This window comes from Streptomyces sp. ERV7 (genome assembly GCF_001653515.1).
In the GTDB taxonomy this organism is placed as follows: domain Bacteria; phylum Actinomycetota; class Actinomycetes; order Streptomycetales; family Streptomycetaceae; genus Streptomyces.
Genome location: NZ_LYOY01000040.1, coordinates 165992 through 182618 on the forward strand (window position 1 = coordinate 165992; position 16627 = coordinate 182618).

At 73.0% G+C, this 16627-nt stretch carries 13 protein-coding genes; 6 read left to right on the forward strand and 7 right to left on the reverse strand.

Features of this window, described 5'->3' with window-relative positions; translation table 11 throughout:
* The first annotated feature begins 193 nt into the window (after positions 1-193).
* Entirely contained in the window at positions 194-1366 is a 1173-nt protein-coding gene (locus A8W25_RS15295; RefSeq protein ID WP_067161778.1) for a transposase, read from the forward strand.
* Here the strand turns inward: A8W25_RS15295 and A8W25_RS15300 are convergent.
* Positions 1345-3312 (reverse strand): helix-turn-helix domain-containing protein, encoded by a 1968-nt coding sequence (locus tag A8W25_RS15300; RefSeq protein ID WP_067164091.1) that lies wholly within the window; start codon positions 3310-3312, stop codon positions 1345-1347. The genes A8W25_RS15295 and A8W25_RS15300 overlap by 22 nt on opposite strands.
* Before the next feature lie 137 nt (positions 3313-3449).
* Between A8W25_RS15300 and A8W25_RS15305 the strand changes: the two genes are divergently transcribed.
* A complete protein-coding gene (locus A8W25_RS15305; RefSeq protein ID WP_067161780.1) occupies positions 3450-4157 on the forward strand; it encodes a 50S ribosomal protein L11 methyltransferase in 708 nt (235 codons plus the stop codon).
* Positions 4154-6259 (forward strand): aminodeoxychorismate synthase component I, encoded by a 2106-nt coding sequence (gene pabB, locus A8W25_RS15310; protein ID WP_067161783.1) that lies wholly within the window; start codon positions 4154-4156, stop codon positions 6257-6259. The genes A8W25_RS15305 and pabB overlap by 4 nt, the downstream gene beginning before the upstream one ends.
* Positions 6260-6287: 28 nt before the next feature.
* Here pabB and A8W25_RS15315 read toward each other — a convergent pair whose 3' ends face one another.
* The 5 genes from A8W25_RS15315 to A8W25_RS15335 all read right to left on the reverse strand — a co-directional run bounded on the left by A8W25_RS15315 (position 6288) and on the right by A8W25_RS15335 (position 11775).
* The gene (locus A8W25_RS15315) at positions 6288-7787 is read right to left on the reverse strand and encodes an FAD/NAD(P)-binding protein (RefSeq protein ID WP_067161785.1); all 1500 of its coding nucleotides are present in this window, start codon (positions 7785-7787) and stop codon (positions 6288-6290) included.
* A gap of 26 nt (positions 7788-7813) precedes the next feature.
* On the reverse strand, positions 7814-9184 hold the full coding sequence (locus A8W25_RS15320) for an FAD-binding oxidoreductase (RefSeq protein ID WP_234386468.1): 1371 nt from the start codon (positions 9182-9184) through the stop codon (positions 7814-7816).
* 12 nt (positions 9185-9196) lie between these two features.
* On the reverse strand, positions 9197-10030 hold the full coding sequence (locus tag A8W25_RS15325; RefSeq protein WP_067161788.1) for a PhzF family phenazine biosynthesis protein: 834 nt from the start codon (positions 10028-10030) through the stop codon (positions 9197-9199).
* A 47-nt stretch (positions 10031-10077) separates the two neighbouring features.
* Positions 10078-10566 carry a PhzA/PhzB family protein gene (locus A8W25_RS15330; RefSeq protein ID WP_067161791.1) on the reverse strand — a complete coding sequence of 163 codons (489 nt, stop codon included), beginning with the start codon at positions 10564-10566 and terminating at the stop codon, positions 10078-10080.
* Between the two features lie 315 nt (positions 10567-10881).
* The gene (locus tag A8W25_RS15335) at positions 10882-11775 is read right to left on the reverse strand and encodes a LysR family transcriptional regulator (RefSeq protein ID WP_067161794.1); all 894 of its coding nucleotides are present in this window, start codon (positions 11773-11775) and stop codon (positions 10882-10884) included.
* Between the two features lie 138 nt (positions 11776-11913).
* On the opposite strand from A8W25_RS15335, the gene A8W25_RS15340 reads away from it, so the two are divergent.
* Together A8W25_RS15340 and A8W25_RS15345 are read left to right on the forward strand one after the other, a co-directional pair.
* Positions 11914-12297, forward strand: coding sequence for a nuclear transport factor 2 family protein (locus A8W25_RS15340; RefSeq protein WP_067161797.1), 384 nt, complete (start codon positions 11914-11916; stop codon positions 12295-12297).
* A 182-nt stretch (positions 12298-12479) separates the two neighbouring features.
* The gene (locus tag A8W25_RS15345; RefSeq protein WP_067161800.1) at positions 12480-14072 is read left to right on the forward strand and encodes an MFS transporter; all 1593 of its coding nucleotides are present in this window, start codon (positions 12480-12482) and stop codon (positions 14070-14072) included.
* Between the two features lie 152 nt (positions 14073-14224).
* Here A8W25_RS15345 and A8W25_RS15350 read toward each other — a convergent pair whose 3' ends face one another.
* The gene (locus tag A8W25_RS15350) at positions 14225-15046 is read right to left on the reverse strand and encodes a maleylpyruvate isomerase family mycothiol-dependent enzyme (protein WP_067161804.1); all 822 of its coding nucleotides are present in this window, start codon (positions 15044-15046) and stop codon (positions 14225-14227) included.
* Positions 15047-15203: 157 nt separating this feature from the next.
* Between A8W25_RS15350 and A8W25_RS15355 the strand changes: the two genes are divergently transcribed.
* A complete protein-coding gene (locus tag A8W25_RS15355) occupies positions 15204-16571 on the forward strand; it encodes an amidase (RefSeq protein WP_067161807.1) in 1368 nt (455 codons plus the stop codon).
* The last annotated feature ends 56 nt before the right edge of the window (positions 16572-16627 follow it).

Genomic DNA, 16627 nt, shown 5'->3' on the forward strand with positions numbered 1-16627 from the left:
CCACCCACGCGGGGGCGCGATGGGGTGCCCCCTGCACCTCGCCTCTCACGTCGAGTCCCGGCCATTCTCGAAGAGGTGGCTCCAACGAGCCGCTCAGAGATTTTAGGGGGTTTCTGTGAGCGTTCCCGCTGGCAGTATCAGGTCTGTACCCAGTCGCCGCGCCGTGCCGTCACAGCGCACTTCACCTGCGGTCATGTACGAGCGTGAGTTCATGCTCAGGGACATGAGCAACGCGCTGTTCGCGTCCCTTCCCAGGCGGGACCAGCGGCACAAGGGGGAGCAGTATCTGCGCGGGCTGCTCACGGCGAAGGGGCGCCGCTCGATCAGGAACGTGGCGGCCTGCCTGGGCGATCCCACCCTGGAACAGACCCTCCACCACTTCATCTGCAACTCCACCTGGGAATGGCAGCCGGTGCGCGAGGCGCTGGCGTGCTGGCTCGGCCAGGTCATCTCGCCGCAGGCCTGGGTGGTGCGGCAGATGTCGATACCCAAGTCCGGCCGCCACTCGGTGGGCGTGGGCCGCAGCTTCGACCTCTACCGCAACCAGATGTTCCACGGCCAGCAGGCCTTCGGCGTGTGGTGCGCCTCGGAGGAGGCCGCGGCGCCGGTGAACTGGCGGCTGGTGCTGCCCGAGCAGCGGGGCGAGGAGGAGGGTACGCCCTCCGGCGCCTCCGGCGGAAGGTACTCCGACCACACCGTCGAGTCGCCCGAGGAGTGCGCCACCACCGCGGCCCTGGAGTTCGCGGGACTGCACGGCGCCCCGCTGCTGCCCGTGGTGCTCGATCTGCCGGTGCGCGACCCGGAGGCGCTGGTACGGCGGTTCGGCGCGGCCGGGGTGCCGGTGCTCGCGCGGGTGGGCGCCGGGGCCCGGTTCACCGTGGAGGAGCCCGCGCTGGCCCGGTTCGGCACGGGCCCGCTGCCGGTGCAGCGCATCCTCGACTCGGTCAAGGGGCGCCGCCAGCGCGTCGGCAGGTTCGACCCGAGCGCGCCCTCGGGCGTACGGCACGCCGCCGCGGTCAAGGTGCGGGTCGGGCTGCCGGGCGGGACCCACGTGCTCCGGGACGCCCGCGAGGGCGGGCTCGCGCTGCTCGGGGAGTGGGAGGAGCAGCACCGCGCGCCCACCCAGCTGTGGCTCACCAACATGGGCAGCGTGCCCACGTCCACCCTGCTGAGCCTGACCCGGCTGGCCGACCGGGTCGGCCGGGACCTCGCGGACCACGGGGACCGGGCGGGGCTGCGGGACTTCGAGGGGCGGTCCCTGCGGGGCTGGCACTGCCATATGACGCTGGCCTCGGCGGCCCACGCCCTGGAGGCCCTGACCGCGGGCCGCCGCCAGGAGGAGGGCTACTTCCCCAAGGTGTCCTGAGGGCCGGCGGCGGCCTCCCGCCGGCCGAGGACCGCCTCGCGCCGGCGGCGCAGCACCTCCCGGGCGCGCAGCAGCCGCAGCGCCAGCTGCGCCTCGGTGGCGCGCTCGGGCTGCTGCCAGCCGGGGCCGAGCAGCTCGGTGATCCGCTCCAGGCGGCGGGTCACCGTGTTGGGGTGGACGTGCAGCCCGCCTGCCGCGCGGGTCGGGCTGCTGCCCGCGGCGAAGTACGCCTCCATCGTCGGCACCAGGTGCGTCATCCGCTCGGCGTCGTGGTCGAGCACCGGCCCGACGACGGAGGCGACGAACCCGTCGACGTCGTGGTCGTCGGAGAGCAGCAGCCCCAGGAAGCCCAGGTCGTCGATGGAGGCGGCGCTGCCGACGCCGTCGAGCGCGATCAGCGCGTCGAAGCAGCGCAGCGCCTCCTGGTACACCTGGGCCACCGAGGCGAGCGAGGCGGCGGGACCCGCCGAGGCCACCGTGACGGGCTCGGCGAGCAGCGGCGACAGCTCACCGGACACCGCGCGGGCGACGGCCGAGGCGTCGGTGCCGGGCAGCAGCAGCACGATGTCGCCCTCGTGCACCTTCATCAGGCCGGAGCCGCGATAGGCGTACGAGGAGCACCACACCACCGCCTTGCCGTGCTCCGCGCCCTCCGGCCGGACCACCACCACGACGTGCGGGGCGTCCGCGTCGATGCCCAACTGATGTGCCTGGCGGGCGAGTTGGCCCGGTGACTGGGCGACGCCGGTGAGCAGCCCGTCGAAGTACTCGTCGCGCAGCGGCCCCTCGGCCACGGCCGTGCTGCGCCGCACCGCGAACAGCAGCGCCACCGCCTGCCCCACCGAGCCCAGGAAGCCCCGCTCGTCCTCGGTGAGGGCGCGGTCGGCCCGCAGCAGCACCAGGACGGGTTCCTCGCCCGCGCTGACGGGGGCCGCCCAGACGTTCTCGGCGATCTCCACCGGGCCGCCCACTGCATGGGTCTCCAGGGCCACCTCGCGGGTGCGCGCCTCGTCGAGGTCCGGCGGCTCGCCCGCACAGGCGAGGGTGTGCCCGCAGGCGTCGCTCACCACCAGCCCGGCGTCGAGCGCCTGCGCGGCGGCCTTCACCAGCTCGTGCAGATCGCCGCCGCCCAGCACCAGGCCGACCAGCGAGGCCATGGACCCGGCCAGCTGCCGCATCCGCGCGATGGTGGCGTCCGCGCGCACGCCCGCGGACTCCAGCTCGGCGATCTCCTTCTGGGAGCGGTCGAGCAGCCGGGCCTTCTCCAGGGCGACCGCGGCGAAGTCCGCCAGGTACCGCATGAAGCTGATCTCGTCGGGGGTGAAGTGCCGCACCACCCGGTCCGCCCCGTACAACGCCCCTATGGGCACACCGCTCTGGCGGATCGGCACCACCATGATGGCGTGCAGCCCCTCGGCCCGGACGACCGCGTCGAGCTGGTCGCCGTGCGGGATCCGGTCGTCGTTGAGGTAGTCCGAGGTCCAGTAGGGCGCGCCGGTCTCGTGCGCCATCTCGCCCAGGCCGCGGCTCTTCTCGACCACCAGCCCCACGTTGAGCGAGGTGGTGTCGCCGTCCGAACTGTGCACGTACGAGCCGCCGCCGGGCTTGCGCAGGCTGATGTAGGCCATGTCGAACCCGAGGAGCCGTCGCGCGCGGCTCGTGATGACCTTGAGCAGCGTGTCGGGGTCGTAGGGAATCGTCATGTCGTGAACGGTGTTGACCAAGTCGGCCATGACCGACTCCCGTTGCCGGCGCTGATGACTGGAGGCCTGGATTTTCAGGGCGAGGCGGGTCGCTCTTTCCAGTTCCTCCAGCGGCGACCGGGGCAGGTTTTCGCGGTGGGCGCGGTCGAGCAACTCCTGAAAGTGCCCGGGGGGTGAATCGAGTGCGAGCAGTTCCAGAACGGCCAGTGCCGGGGCATCCAGGAATGCCTTGTCATCCACCATGTCGCCGCCCCCCATAGGCTCGAACCAGGGCGCAAGCCCTCATCGAACTTACGTTCCTCCGTAGGGTGGGTCAAGTTGCTGACCAGCGGACGGCACCGCCCCGAGCGGAGCCCGCCGCGAAACAATTAGGGGGCGGGATGACCGAAATCAAGAACTATCTGCGGTCGCTGGAGCGGAGCCGTGCGGCGCTGCGGAGCAAGGACCGGCCGCGCACCTTCGCGCTGGCCGGGCGCGAGTGGGATCTGCTGGACGGGGTGTTCGCTCCGCCGTTCTCCGCGTCGACCGGCGCGGCCATGGAGCTGCTCGGGCTGACCGGACCGGAACGGGCCTCCTGGCAGGGCTCCCTGCTCGAAGTGGGCAGCGGCACCGGCGTGATCGCCATCTGCGCCGCACTGGCGGGCTGCGACCCGGTGACGGCCCTGGACATCAACGAGCAGGCCGTGCGCAACACGGCGCTCAACGCGCGGCGGCACGGCGTCACGGACAGGCTGACCGCCGTGCACAGCGACCTGTTCGACGCGCTCGGGACCGAGGAGCGCTACGACACCGTCTACTGGCACTCCCCGTTCGTGCTCGCCCCGCCCACGTACCGCCACGAGACCGTCCACGAACAGGCGTACGTGGACCCGGGCTACCGCGCCCACCGTCGCTATCTCGCCGAGGCCCCGGCCTTCGCGGCCGAGGGGGGAAGGGTGCTGCTCCACTTCAGCGACCGCGGGGACATCGACGCGCTGCACGCGATCGCGGCCGAGTGCGGCCGTGCCCTTCAGGTGCTGGGCAGCCGCCGCATCGGCGAGGGCACCGAGACCGTCGAGCACATTCTCTACGGGATAACCGCGCCATGAAGAAAGCCGTACGCACCCTGCTCGTCGACAACTACGACTCGTTTACCTTCAATCTTTACCACTCGCTCGCCCGGGCGGGCGGGGCGGAACCGGTGGTCGTCCGCAATGACGATCCGGGATGGGATTCCGCGCGCCTCAGTGAATTCGACAATGTCGTGCTTTCCCCGGGACCCGGCCATCCCGGCCGCGCGGCCGACTTCGGGATTTGCCGGGAGATCGTCGAACGGACGGAGATTCCGCTCCTCGGAATCTGCCTGGGCCACCAGGGAACGGCGCTGCTGCACGGCGCCGTCGTGGAGCGTGCTCCCGAACCGCGCCACGGCCGCACCTCCCCCGTACGGCACACCGGTGAGGACCTGTTCAGGGGTGTCCCCTCGCCGTTCGAGGCGGTGCGCTACCACTCGCTGACCGTCACCTCGCTGCCCGAGGAGATGGAGGCGGTGGCCTGGACGGCCGACGGCGTCCTCATGGGACACCGCCACCGGCACCGGCCGCTGTGGGGGCTCCAGTTCCACCCCGAGTCGATCCTGACCGAGTTCGGGGATGAACTTCTCCTGAATTTCACGGAGTTGACGCGGGAGTGGCACCGCGCACACGGTACGGGAGCGGTCCGGAGCACCCTCCCGCGTCCGGTGAAAACCCTCGGTGCGGCGGCGGAGCCGGACGAGGCCGCGCCGCGGAAACTGCGCGTCCTGGAAGCGCGGCTGCCCACCCGCTGGAGCGACGAGGTGGCCTTCCACCGGCTGTTCGGCCGCAGCGCCAACGCCTTCTGGCTGGACAGCAGCCGGCCCGACGCGGACGCGGGCCGCTTCTCGGTGCTCGGCGACGCGGCGGGACCGCTGGCCCGGGTGGCGCGCGCCGACGCGCACGACGGCACCGTCACGCTGGAGTGCGCGGCGGGGCGGCGGACCATCACCGCCGACTTCCTCGACTGGCTGGACCGCGACCTGAAGGCCGTCCATGTCGAACTCCCCGACCTGCCCTTCGACTTCGCGCTCGGCTGGGTCGGCTATCTCGGCTACGAGCTGAAGGCGCAGTGCGGCGGCGAGAGCGCCCATCGCTCCGAGGACCCGGACGCCGCCCTGGTCTTCGCCGACCGCGCGGTGGTCCTCGACCACCTCACCGGCCTCACCCATCTGCTCGCGCTCACCGAGGAGGGGGACGAGGACGCGGCCCACGCCTGGCTGGGCGCGACCGCGCGGGCCCTGGAGTCGGCGGCGGGCGAGGAACTGGGCGAACCGGCCGCCCCCGCCGCGCCCTCCGCCATCCGGCTGCGGCACGAACGGGACGCGTATCTGCGCCTCATCGATGCCTGCCGGCAGGAGATCGCGGCGGGCGAGACCTACGAGGTGTGTCTGACGAACCAGGCCGAGGCCGCGTTCGACGGCGACCCGTGGGAGGCGTACCGGCTGCTGCGCCGCGTCAGTCCCGCCCCGTACGGCGCGCTGCTGCGGTTCGGGCGGCTCGGTGTGCTCAGCACCTCGCCCGAGCGGTTCCTGCGGGTGGAGGCGGACGGCACGGCGACCTCCCAACCCATCAAGGGCACCCGGCCGCGCGGGGCGACGCCCGAGCAGGACGCGGCGCTCGTGGCCCAGCTGCGCTCGGACGAGAAGGACCGGGCGGAGAACCTGATGATCGTGGACCTGGTCCGCAACGACCTGGGCCGCAACGCCGAGATCGGCTCGGTGGAGGTGCCGCGCCTCTTCGACGTCGAGACGTACGCCACCGTCCACCAGCTGGTGAGCACGGTACGGGCCCGGCTCCGGCCGGACCGCAGCGCGGTGGACTGTGTGCGTGCCGCGTTCCCGGCGGGCTCGATGACCGGCGCCCCCAAGATCCGCACCATGCGCCTCATCGACGCCCTGGAGGCGGGCCCCCGGGGCGTCTTCTCCGGCGCCATCGGCTACTTCTCGCTCTCCGGCGCCGCCGATCTGAGCGTGGCGATCCGTACGGCGGTGCTCACCCCGGGCCGGGTCAGGTACGGGGTCGGCGGGGCGATCGTCGCCCTGTCGGACCCGGAGGCCGAGTTCGAGGAGACGGCGGTGAAATCGGCGCCGCTGCTCGCGCTGACCGGCGCCGCCTTCCCGGGCCGCAGGTCATAGCGGCCCGGGAAGGCGGGATCGGCCCGGCTCAGCCGGCGGCGGGCACGGCGTCCCGTGCCCGCGGCGCCGGGAGCTCGGCGAGGGCGGCGGCGATCTCGTCGGCGCGCCGGGTGAACGCGGCGACGGCGCTGACGAAGTAGTAGGCGCCGCGCGTCAGTTCGCCGAGCACGAAGAGGTGGTCGTCGGCCTGCCCGGAGGTGTCCAGCGCCCGGCCGGTCACCTCGTCGACCCGGATGCCGCCGTGCGGGTGGTCGGCGAGGAGGCCGGAGGTGCGGGCCAGCCCCAACATGCCTCCGGCCGACGGGGGTTCGGGCCGGTAGACCGAGGTGACCGCGTTGACCACCAGGTCGGCGCGGTCCGCGGCACCGTCCTCGTACCGCACGAGGAAGCCGTCTCCGTCCCGCTCGACGGTCTCGATCCCGGCGCGCACCCGCAGCCGCTTCTCGTCGCACAGCTCGACCAGCTTGACGGCGGTGGACTGCGGGATGGGCGAGGCGAAGCTCCACAGCCGGGAGTGCAGGGTGCGCAGCACCTCTTCCCGGTCGCCCTCGTCCAGGGCGAGCCACAGGTCCTGGCCGATCTCGATGACCGCGCGCTGGAGGAGCTGGGTGCCGATGTCGTCGGAGAGAGCGTCGTCGAGCTGGCGGCGCAGCCGCTCCTCGGCCGGGGCCGGGTCCATGATGTCGGCGGCGACCGCGGCGAAGTCGCCGCCCGCCGCCTCGACCTCCTCGCGGGCGAGCGCGGCGATGTCCGCCATCCGCACCGGCCTGGGCAGCGCCGCGAGCCGTTCGGCGGTCAGCACCGCCGGCAGCACACGGGCCGCCTTGCGGCGCACCGAGGGCAGCAGCCCGGACCGGGAGGCCAGGGTGACGCGTCCCCGGTGGCCGAAGGCGCGCAGGGCCATCAGTACATCGGTGGCGATCATGCCGGAGCCGATGACCGCGATCTCCGCGTCCTGCGGGACCTCGGCGAGGGCTTCGCGCAGGGGGTACGGGTCGTCGATGTAGCCCGGGGTGCCGTTCAGCCCGTAGGCGTCGTCGTCGGCCCGCCCGCCGACGCACAGCACCGCCTGGTCCACCCGTACGCTCCCGCTCGCGTACCGGATGACGACGCCCGCCCCGTCGCGCTCGACCCCGGTGGCCGTCTCCTCGACCGAGCGGATGCTCCACCCGGCCGCGCGCAGCGTCTCCAGGGCCTCCTCGACCCCGTCCTCCAGGTAGTCCCCGTAGACCGGCCGGGACAGGAAGCGGTGCACGCCCCGCTCGTCCGGGTGCACGGCGAGGCCCTTGGCCTCGGCCCACCGCACGCCGTGCTGGGCGTCGTTGAGGTACAGCGACATGCCGATCATCGGCCCGTTGGCGAGGACCGCCTCGGTGTCGCGCTGGTAGGCGCGGCCGCGCCAGCGGCCCTCGGGGCGGTCCACGAGGACCAGCTCGCCCGGCCCGCCGAACTGCTCGTGCCGGGCGGCGAGCGCGGCCACCATCGTGGCCCCCACGGTTCCGCATCCGATCACGCCGATGCTGGGCATGTGGTGGTCCTTTCCTGAAGCAGAGATCAGCGGGCCGGGGGGATGTTGTGGTAGCCGCGGAACAGGTTCCCGGGGTCGTACACGGCCTTCAGCGCGGCCAGCCGCTCGTAGTCGGCCTCGTCGTAGCAGGCCCGCAGCTGCTCGGCCGTGACGGGGCCGCCGAGCAGGAAGTTGGGCGCGACACCGAGGATCCGGTCGCCGAAGAGCTCGTAGACCCGCTCGTGGCCGGCCCGCTCGGCGGCGGCCACGTCGTCGCCCGCACCGGCGGGGATACGGCTCAGCACCCGCACCAGGAAGCGGGCGTCGCGGTGGCCGACCGCGGAGGGCACCTCGGGGCGGCGGGCCATCGCACCGCCCATGTGGTTGATCTGGACGACGCAGTTGAGGCCGGAGCCCGGCCCGGTCAGCTCCAGGATCCGCGCGGCCGTCTCCGCGTCGAGGTCGTCGACCAGGACGTTGGTGCCGTAGTACGCCATCGGGGTCGGCGGGTCGCGGTAGATGGAGTCCGAGTCGGTGTACGGCATCTCGGTGAGCGTGTCGAGGACGTACGGGCCGATCGCGCGCAGCGGGGCGACCGCCGCCTCGCCGTCCGCGGTGCTGCCGGTGTGGGCGATCCGGATGTGCGCGGTGTACTGGCCGCGTACCGGCTCGGGCACCGCGGGCTTGTCCGGGAAGGGCACCAGGCCGATCGAGGAGGTCATCTCCTCGCCCACGCCCGCCGTCCACTCCAGCCAGGAGCGCAGGGCGTCGGGCACGTACCGCTCGGCGAAGTACAGTCCGCCGCCGTAGATCCGGGGCTGGTGGACCAGCTCCACGTCCAGCGAGGTGACCACGCCGAAGTTGCCCCCGGCGCCGCGCAGCGCCCAGAACAGGTCCGGGTCGCTGTCGGCCGTGACGTGCCGCAGCTCGCCGTCGGCGGTGACGATCTCGGCCGCCCTGATCCGGTCGGCGGCGAAGCCGTGGGTGCGGGCCAGCAGGCCGATGCCGCCCTCGACGGTGTAGCCGACCGCGCCGACGCCGAGCGTGCTGCCCGAGAGCGGCGCGAGGCCGTGCAGCGCCGCCTCCCGGATCACGTCGCCCCACGGGGTTCCGGCCTGGATGCGGGCGACGCGGGTGCCGGGGTCGACCTCGACGCCGCGCATCCGCGCGGTGGTCACCAGGACGCCGCCGGCCCGGTCGCCGGGCAGGCCGTGGCCGGTGGACTGCACCGCGAGGGGCAGCCCCCGCCCGGCGGCCAGCCGGACGGCGGCGCGGACGTCGTCCGGCCCCTTGGCGCCGACCACGACGTCCGGCCGCTGGCCGAACCCGAGCTGGTAGGCGGCGACCTCCTCGGCGTAGCCCGCCGACTCCTGGTCGAGGACCGGGCCTTCACCGGCGATGTCTACGGGCACGCTCACTGGACAGCCTCTCTATACGTAGATCGTGCCGCGGGCGAGGACCGCACCGTGGCCGCCGACGTACACCGCGTCGACCCGGTCCCCCTCGCCCTCGACGTTGGCGTACATGGGGGAAGGCCGGCCCATCTCGACGCCCTGGAGGACCTCGATGTCCTGGCCGTAGGAGGCGAACCCGTGGCGCGCCAGGTGGATGGCGACGGGGCCGGCCGCGGAGCCGGTCGCCGCGTCCTCGACGACGCCGTACGCCGGGGAGAACATCCGCGACCGCCAGTGCGTGCCGGAGCCCGCGAAGCAGTAGGCCGACATGTCCGGGAAGGCGCGCAGCGCGTTGTGGTCCGGGGTCAGGGCGGAGAGCGCCTCGACGCTCTCCAGGCCGACCAGCACGTGCCGGGGCCCGTTGCGGTAGGCCTCGACGGGGGTGACCGACGCGTCCAGGCCGAGCGCCGCGAGCAGCGCCTCGGTGTGCTCGTAGGGCTCCCACACGGGGATGGGCTGGGCCATCCGTACGGAGGTGGCGTCGTCGTCGTGGACCAGCTCGAAGGGGACGGCGCCCATGGCGGTCTCCAGGACCAGCCGGTCCGCCTTGCGCGGGCGGCCGATGGCGACCGCCGTGCCCAGGATCGGATGCCCGGCGAACGGCAGCTCGTTGACCGGCGTGAAGATCCGGATGCGCGCGTCGCCGCCCTGCTCGGCCGGGAGCACGAAGGTGCACTCGGAGAGGTTCATCTCCTTGGCGATCCGCTGCATCACCTCGGCCGTGAGGTCCCCGGCGTCGAAGAACACGGCCACCGGATTGCCTTCGAGCGGGGTACGCGAAAAGGCGTCCACCACCGTGTACTCATGCATGGAACGGGGTCTCCTGGAGGGGGAGTGCGAAAAGGCGGGAGCGGGGATCAGGTGGGGATTCCCTCGCGCTTCACCGACGGGACCGGGATCCCCAGGGCGCGCAGCTGCTGGTTCGGGTTCATGAACTCCCGCTCCAGCTTGATCTTCCCGTTCTCGAACTCGAAGGAATGAAGGAAGTGGTTCCGGTAGTACCCCTCGGGGTAACCCGGGAAAAGGATCTTGCCTTCGCCGTCGCACTCCACCCAGAAACGGTTCGGGTCCTGCGTCTCGAAGATCTCGACGTTGGTCCACACCCAGTCCGGGAAGCACTTGAGCGACCACACCGCGTGCTCGCCGAGGGTGTCGCGGCCGCGGATGGCGATGGGCTCGCCGGTGTCGGTGGTCCACAGACCGCCGACGCCGTCCTCGGTGAACAGCAGATGGCGCTTCAGCCGGTCCTCGCCACGGCAGTTCATGTACTGCTCGACGATGGCGCGGTTGCTCCTGCGGAGCTCCGCGTCGTCCTGGAACGCCTGCGGCTGGGTGGTCTCCGACATCGCTCGTCCTCCAAGGCTGTGTTTGCGTGCCGCGTCTGCGTGCCGCGTCTGCGTGCCGCGTCGGCGTGCCGCGTCTGGTCGCCGCGTCGGCCGGTGTACGTGCCGGGGCACCGGGGTCCTGTGCTGCGACCCTGTTCCGGGGCCCGGCGCACTGGCAACCGGGTACCGGGGACTTTGGCAAGTACCGGCGAGACCACGTACCGACCTGACGGAGTCCGCGCGGGCCGCGGCGCACTGGCAACCGGGTACCGGGGACTTTGGCAAGTACCGGCGAGACCACGTACCGACCTGACGGAGTCCGCGCGGGCCGCGGTCTCAACGCGCCTCGGGCAGCCGGGCGCGGGCGTGGGCGATGAGCGCGGCCCCGGCCGGGCTGGTGGGGCCGCCGGTGCGCCAGGCGAGGGCGAGGCTGCCGTGGATGCGCGGCCGGTCGATCTCCACGAGGTGGACCTCCGCCTCGTTGGCGCGGGCCAGCGAGATCGGGATGAGGGCCACCCCGAGCCCCCGTCCGGCGAGTTGGGCCAGTACGTGCGGGTCGGCGGCCTCGAAGGCGATGTGCGGCCGGAACCCGGCCCGGGCGCACGCCGCCTCGACGACACTGCGCAGCCCGGTCCCCTGGGTGAGGCAGATCAGGGCCCGGTCGGCGAGCTCGACGAGGTCCACGCGGTCCCGGCCGGCCAGCGGGTCCCGGTGGCCGACGGCGGCGACCAGCGGCTCGTCGACGATGTCGTAGAGCGTGATGCCGGGCGGCCGGGTGCCGGTGCGGCCGATCACCGCGAGGTCGATACGGCCCGAGTGCAGGGCCTCCAGGAGGTGCTCGGAGCTGTCCTCGGTCAGCCCGATCTCCACCCCCGAGTGCGCCTCGTGGAAGGAGGCGAGCAGCCCCGGCAGATCGATGGCCTTGCCCATGGAGATGACGGTGCCGATGGTGACCCGGCCGCGCACCAGACCGCTGAGTTCGTCCACCGTCTGACGGACGGCGGCGACCGCGGCGAGCGCGGCCTGCGCCTGCGGCAGCACGGAGACCCCGACCGGGGTGAGCCGGACCGTACGGCTGGAGCGGTCGAGCAGGTCGTGGCCCAGCTCCCGTTCCAGTTTGCGCACTTGGGCGCTGACTCCGGGCTGGGCGACGTGCAGGGCCTCGGCCGCCTTGGTGAAGCTCGCCAGCTCGGCGACGGTGACGAAGTACTCCAGCTGACGCAGCTCCATAACTGCTGATTATAGTTCGCAGAAAATGTAGATGTTGGACTTCTACATACGGACGGGCGCAGAGTGGACGTACCCGAGAACGGGAACCACCAGAGCCGGAACGCCGACCGAGCGGCTGCGCGTCGAGAGGACCGTCCGATGGCCCAACACCCCACCCAGCCGCGCGCGTTCACATCTCCGACCACCCGGGCGGTGGTCGAGGCGTTCTTCGCCCGGCAGCGCGCAGGGGACCACACGGGCCTGCTGGACCTCTTCGCGGACCGCGTCGACTTCTTCGCGCCGGGCGCCGCGAACGCCGGGGCGCTCGGCCCGGGCTCCACCCGTTCGGACATCTCCCTCTTCTTCTCGACGCTCGGCAAGGTCCTCGTGCCCGACCGGGACTTCCTGGTCCTGGGCCAGGACGCGGTCGTGACCGGGTTCGCCCGCTGCGACACGAGTCTCAACCCGATCGCCATGCACTTCACGGTGGCCGGAGCGAAGATCGGCCGCTGCCATCTGACGGAGGTCAGCACGAGGCTCTGAGGGCTTCGCGGCATCCGGCATGGCGTACGACGCGACGTGGCGTCGTACGCCGTCCCCACTCCCTGACTTTCCGTCACTTCTCCCCCACCGCCCCGGCCAGGACGTGCTTCACCCCCTGCCGAAGGGCGTCCGTCATGCCCTTCCCCGGGGACACATCCCCCAGGGACGTAAAGGAGTACTCAGTGAATGCCACGACCACGGCGAGGGGCGGGCGCGACAGCCGCACCGCCACCATCGTCATGGCCTGCGTCGGCGTGTTCGTCGCCTATCTGCCGGTCACCACGGTCTCGGTGAGCCTGCCGACGATCCAGCGCAGCCTCGACGCCTCGACCGCCGACCTGTCCTGGGTCACCGACGCCTTCGTGCTGCCGATGGCGGCACTGATCCTCACGGCCGGAGTCGTCGGTGACGTATACGGCCGCCGCAAGGTCTTCCAGGCCGGGCTCGCCTTCTGTGCCATAGGCGCGGCGATAGCCCTGAGCGCCGACGGCTTCGGCAGCGTCGAAGTCCTGTGGACCGGCCAGGCGTTCGCGGGAATCGGAGCGGCGGCCCTGCTGCCCGCCACCCTCGGACTGATCAGCCACGCGGTGCCGAACCCGCGCGAGCGCTCCAAGTACGTCAGCATGTGGACCGCGTCCCTGATGGGCGCGCTGGCCGTCGGCCCGATGATCTCCGGCCTGATCCTGGAGAACGCGTCCTGGCGCTGGATCTTCCTGGCCCCCATCCCGGCCTCGCTGCTGACCATGGCGGCGGCCTCCCGTTACGTCGCGGACTCGCGCGCCGCCGGATCCCGCAAGCTCGACTGGCCGGGCCAGATCACGGCCGCGGTCGCCATCACGGCGCTGGTGTACGCGGTCATCGAGGGCGGCGGCGAGTCCTTCTCCGAGACGCGCGTGCTGGTGGCGCTGGCCCTTTCGGCGCTGGCGCTGGTGGCCTTCATCGTCACGGAGCTGCGCAGCGCGAGCCCGATGCTCGACCTGAAGCTGTTCCGCTCGCCCGCGTTCAGCGCCACGGCGCTGGTCGCGATGATCAGCTTCCTCGGCCTGATCGGCTTCATCTTCGTCCTCAGCCTGTATCTGGGCCAGGTGCAGCAGCTCGGCACGCTGGACGCGGGCTACCGGATGCTGATGTTCACGTTCACCGCGATGGTGGCGGGACCGATCTTCGGCCAGATCATGCACAAGGTGTCGGCGCGGATCCTGATCACGACGGGCCTGCTGCTGGCGACGGGCAGCCTGCTGTCGCTGACGTCCATCGACGCCACCACCTCGTTCGCCGATCTGGCGTGGCGCCTGATCATCCTCGGGATCGGCTTCGGCGCGGTCTTCGCTCCCATGACGGCGACGGCGATCAACTCCGTACCGCAGCAGCTGGCGGGCATGGCGGCGGCGGGCAGCAACGCGTTCCGCCAGGTCGGGGCGGCGCTCGGCCCGGCCCTGATGAGCGCGCTGCTCACCACCAAGGTGACCGACGCGCTGCCGGGCCACCTCTCGGACGCGGGCCTGAGCGCTCAGGCGCAGCACCAGGTGACGGGCGCGGTCGACAGCGCGGGGTTCGGCGCGGTGCACGGCATCGACCTGGGCGCGGACACGCCCCGGATGCTGCACGCGTTCAGCCAGGCGTTCATCGACGGCATCCACCTGTGCCTGGTCATCTCGGCGGCGGTGATGCTGCTGGCGGCGGTGGTCAGCGCGGTCCTGCTGCGCCGCCCGCGCCCGTCGGCCCCGGCGCCGGCGCCGACGCCCCGCGTGGAGGAACCCGCCCTGAACCACTGACCCCGCACGTGCTCCGGTACGGCTCCGGCGGGTCCGGGGGGTGGTGGGCTGGGACGGTTGCTGCGGGGACAAGAAGGACTCCTGTTCAGGGGCAGGGGGGCTGGGCGGGTGCACGGTGGTGGTCACGCGCCCGGCTCCCATCATCCCGGAGTTCAGGGCGCCTTGAACAACGTGGGGAAGCGCGGTGCCAGCCAGGGTTTGCGGCCCCAGGCCAGCACACGGCCCCGGGCGATGGCCGCACGGGGGTCGGCCCGGCCCAGCGCCATCAGCAGGAACGTGACGGGCTCGATGTGGATGGTGCAGTCCGGGCGGCCCGCCGGCCGTTCGCCGACGCAGGCCACACCGTCGGTGAACTCCACACCGAACCGGGCGCCGCCCCGCAGCCGGACGGTGTACCGCGCGTCGCGGCCCGCCGCGGCACCCGCGTCGACCACCCGGGGCATCGCCGCGAGCAGGAACGGCAGGGTCAGCTCCACGCGCCGCCGGTCGAGCATGTGCGGGCGGCCCACCGCGCGGGCGATGTCGTAGCCGTGGCCGAGCATGTGCGTGAGCAGATACGCGCCCAGGGTCGGCAGGTCCATGGTGCCCATCGGGGTGGTGAGCGGCCGGGCCCCACCCGGGTCCGCCGCGCCCGCCGCGTCGAGGTAGGCGGTCGCCCGGGCCACGATCATCGCGGCCAGCGGCTCGGCCGCCCGTTCGCCGAACTCGGCCAGGGCGCGCGCGTTGGCCGCCGCGATGCTCCCGGGTGTGCCGTCCCCGTGCTCGCGGCCGCCGCCCGCCGCGATCTCGGCCATCAGCTGGTTGGCCTGCGCCAGGTGCGCCGCCGTCTCCCCCAGCGTCCACGCGAGACCCGGTACGGGGACGCTCGTGTCACGGGCCCCGCGCAGCAGCAGGGCGATGTCCTCGGCGGTGCCGCGTATCGCGTCGGCGAGCCCCGGAGGCAGGGTGTTCCCACTCGACTGGTGTGCGCTCATGGCGCCGGAGCCTGCCCCAGCCCGTGCCACCTGTCCAGGGCCGGGCGGGCCCGATCACACCGTGGCGAAGATCCACGGGTATCGACAGGAGCCGCGCGGGTCGTACACAGTGGCCTCCCGTCCGTCGTGACCGAGCCAGCAGCGCCGAGGAGCCACCGTGACCAAGTGGGCAGGCCGGACCGCCACCGAGATCGCCGAGGCCGTACGGCAGAAGGTGGTCACACCCCGCGAGGTGGTCGCCGATCACCTGGCCGCGATCGCCGCGCGGAACGGGCGCGTCGGCGCCTTCCGCGTGGTGCGCGCCACCGCCGCCCTGGCGGAGGCGGACGCGGTGGGGGCACGCCCGGACCTGTCCCGGCTGCCGCTCGCCGGTGTTCCGGTGGCCGTCAAGGACAACCTGCCGGTACGCGGTGAGTCGACCCGCAACGGCTCCGCGGCCACCCCAAAGACGCCCGCGACCGAGGACCATGTCACCGTCGCCCGGCTGCGGGAGGCGGGCGCGGTGGTGGTGGGGCTCACACACGTACCGGAGTTGTGCGTCTTCGGGACCACCGACGGGGTGCACGGCATCGCCCGCAACCCCTGGGACCCCTCGCGTACGGCGGGCGGCTCGTCGGGGGGCAGCGCGGCCGCGGTCGCGGCTGGTCTGGTGCCGCTCGCGCTCGGCAACGACGGTATGGGCTCCCTGCGGATACCGGCCGCGCACTGCGGTCTGATCGGCCTCAAGCCGGGCACCGGGCGCGTGCCCGTCGACCTCGGCGGTGCCTGGTTCGGGATGTCGGAGAACGGGCCGCTGGCGACGACGGCGGCCGACGCGCGGCTGATGTTCTCGGTGCTCGCGGGCGAGACACCGGCCGGCGACGACCCGGCGGGCCCGCCGCGCGCGCTCAGGATCGCCGTCTCCACCCGTAGCCCGATCGCCGGAGTGCGCGTCGGCCGCGCGTACGCCTCGCTCGCCCGCCAGGCGGCCCGGGCGCTCGTGGAGGCCGGGCACCGGGTGTCCGCCGCCCATCCGCCCTACCCCCTCAGCTTCGGCACGGTCATCCTGGCCCGCTGGACGGGGGGCACCGCGCAGGACGCCGAGCCGCTCGACCCGCGGCTGCTCGCCCCGCGTACCCGGCGCCACGCGGCCGTCGGGCGGGCCGCCGGACGGCTGGGGATGCTGCGCGCGGACCACCGGGGCGCGCTCAACAGGCGGCTCGGGCCGTTCTTCGAGGAGTACGACGTCCTGCTGACGCCCGCGCTGGCCCGCCGCGGCCCGGCCGCCGACGCCTGGCACGAGCGCGGCTGGCTGGCCAACGTCCTGGTCAACACCGCCTGTTCGCCGATGACCCCGCCGTGGAACCTCTCCGGCCACCCGGCCCTCGCGATGCCCTTCGGCTCCCTGCCGACGGGACTGCCCGGCTCCGTCCAGCTCGTCGGCCGGCCCGGCAGCGAGCACCAGCTCCTCGGCCTGGTGGCCCAGTTGGAGCGGTCCCGCCCGTGGACGCGCACCGCGCCGGCCACCGGTCGGGGCAGGGGCTGACCGGGAGCGCACTCCACTCCGTAGATGAAGCTTCAACCGTACGGCGCGGCAGGCGA

Bases quoted from the DNA above. Each gene is read 5' to 3' on its own strand.
- A8W25_RS15340 (WP_067161797.1), top strand. From the start codon at position 11,914: ATGGCCCAACACCCCACCCAGCCGCGCGCGTTCACATCTCCGACCACC.
- A8W25_RS15305 (WP_067161780.1), top strand. From the start codon at position 3,450: ATGACCGAAATCAAGAACTATCTGCGGTCGCTGGAGCGGAGCCGTGCG.
- A8W25_RS15350 (WP_067161804.1), bottom strand. From the start codon at position 15,046: ATGAGCGCACACCAGTCGAGTGGGAACACCCTGCCTCCGGGGCTCGCC.
- A8W25_RS15335 (WP_067161794.1), bottom strand. From the start codon at position 11,775: ATGGAGCTGCGTCAGCTGGAGTACTTCGTCACCGTCGCCGAGCTGGCG.
- A8W25_RS15330 (WP_067161791.1), bottom strand. From the start codon at position 10,566: ATGTCGGAGACCACCCAGCCGCAGGCGTTCCAGGACGACGCGGAGCTC.
- A8W25_RS15325 (WP_067161788.1), bottom strand. From the start codon at position 10,030: ATGCATGAGTACACGGTGGTGGACGCCTTTTCGCGTACCCCGCTCGAA.
- A8W25_RS15300 (WP_067164091.1), bottom strand. From the start codon at position 3,312: ATGGTGGATGACAAGGCATTCCTGGATGCCCCGGCACTGGCCGTTCTG.
- A8W25_RS15315 (WP_067161785.1), bottom strand. From the start codon at position 7,787: ATGCCCAGCATCGGCGTGATCGGATGCGGAACCGTGGGGGCCACGATG.
- A8W25_RS15295 (WP_067161778.1), top strand. From the start codon at position 194: ATGTACGAGCGTGAGTTCATGCTCAGGGACATGAGCAACGCGCTGTTC.
- pabB (WP_067161783.1), top strand. From the start codon at position 4,154: ATGAAGAAAGCCGTACGCACCCTGCTCGTCGACAACTACGACTCGTTT.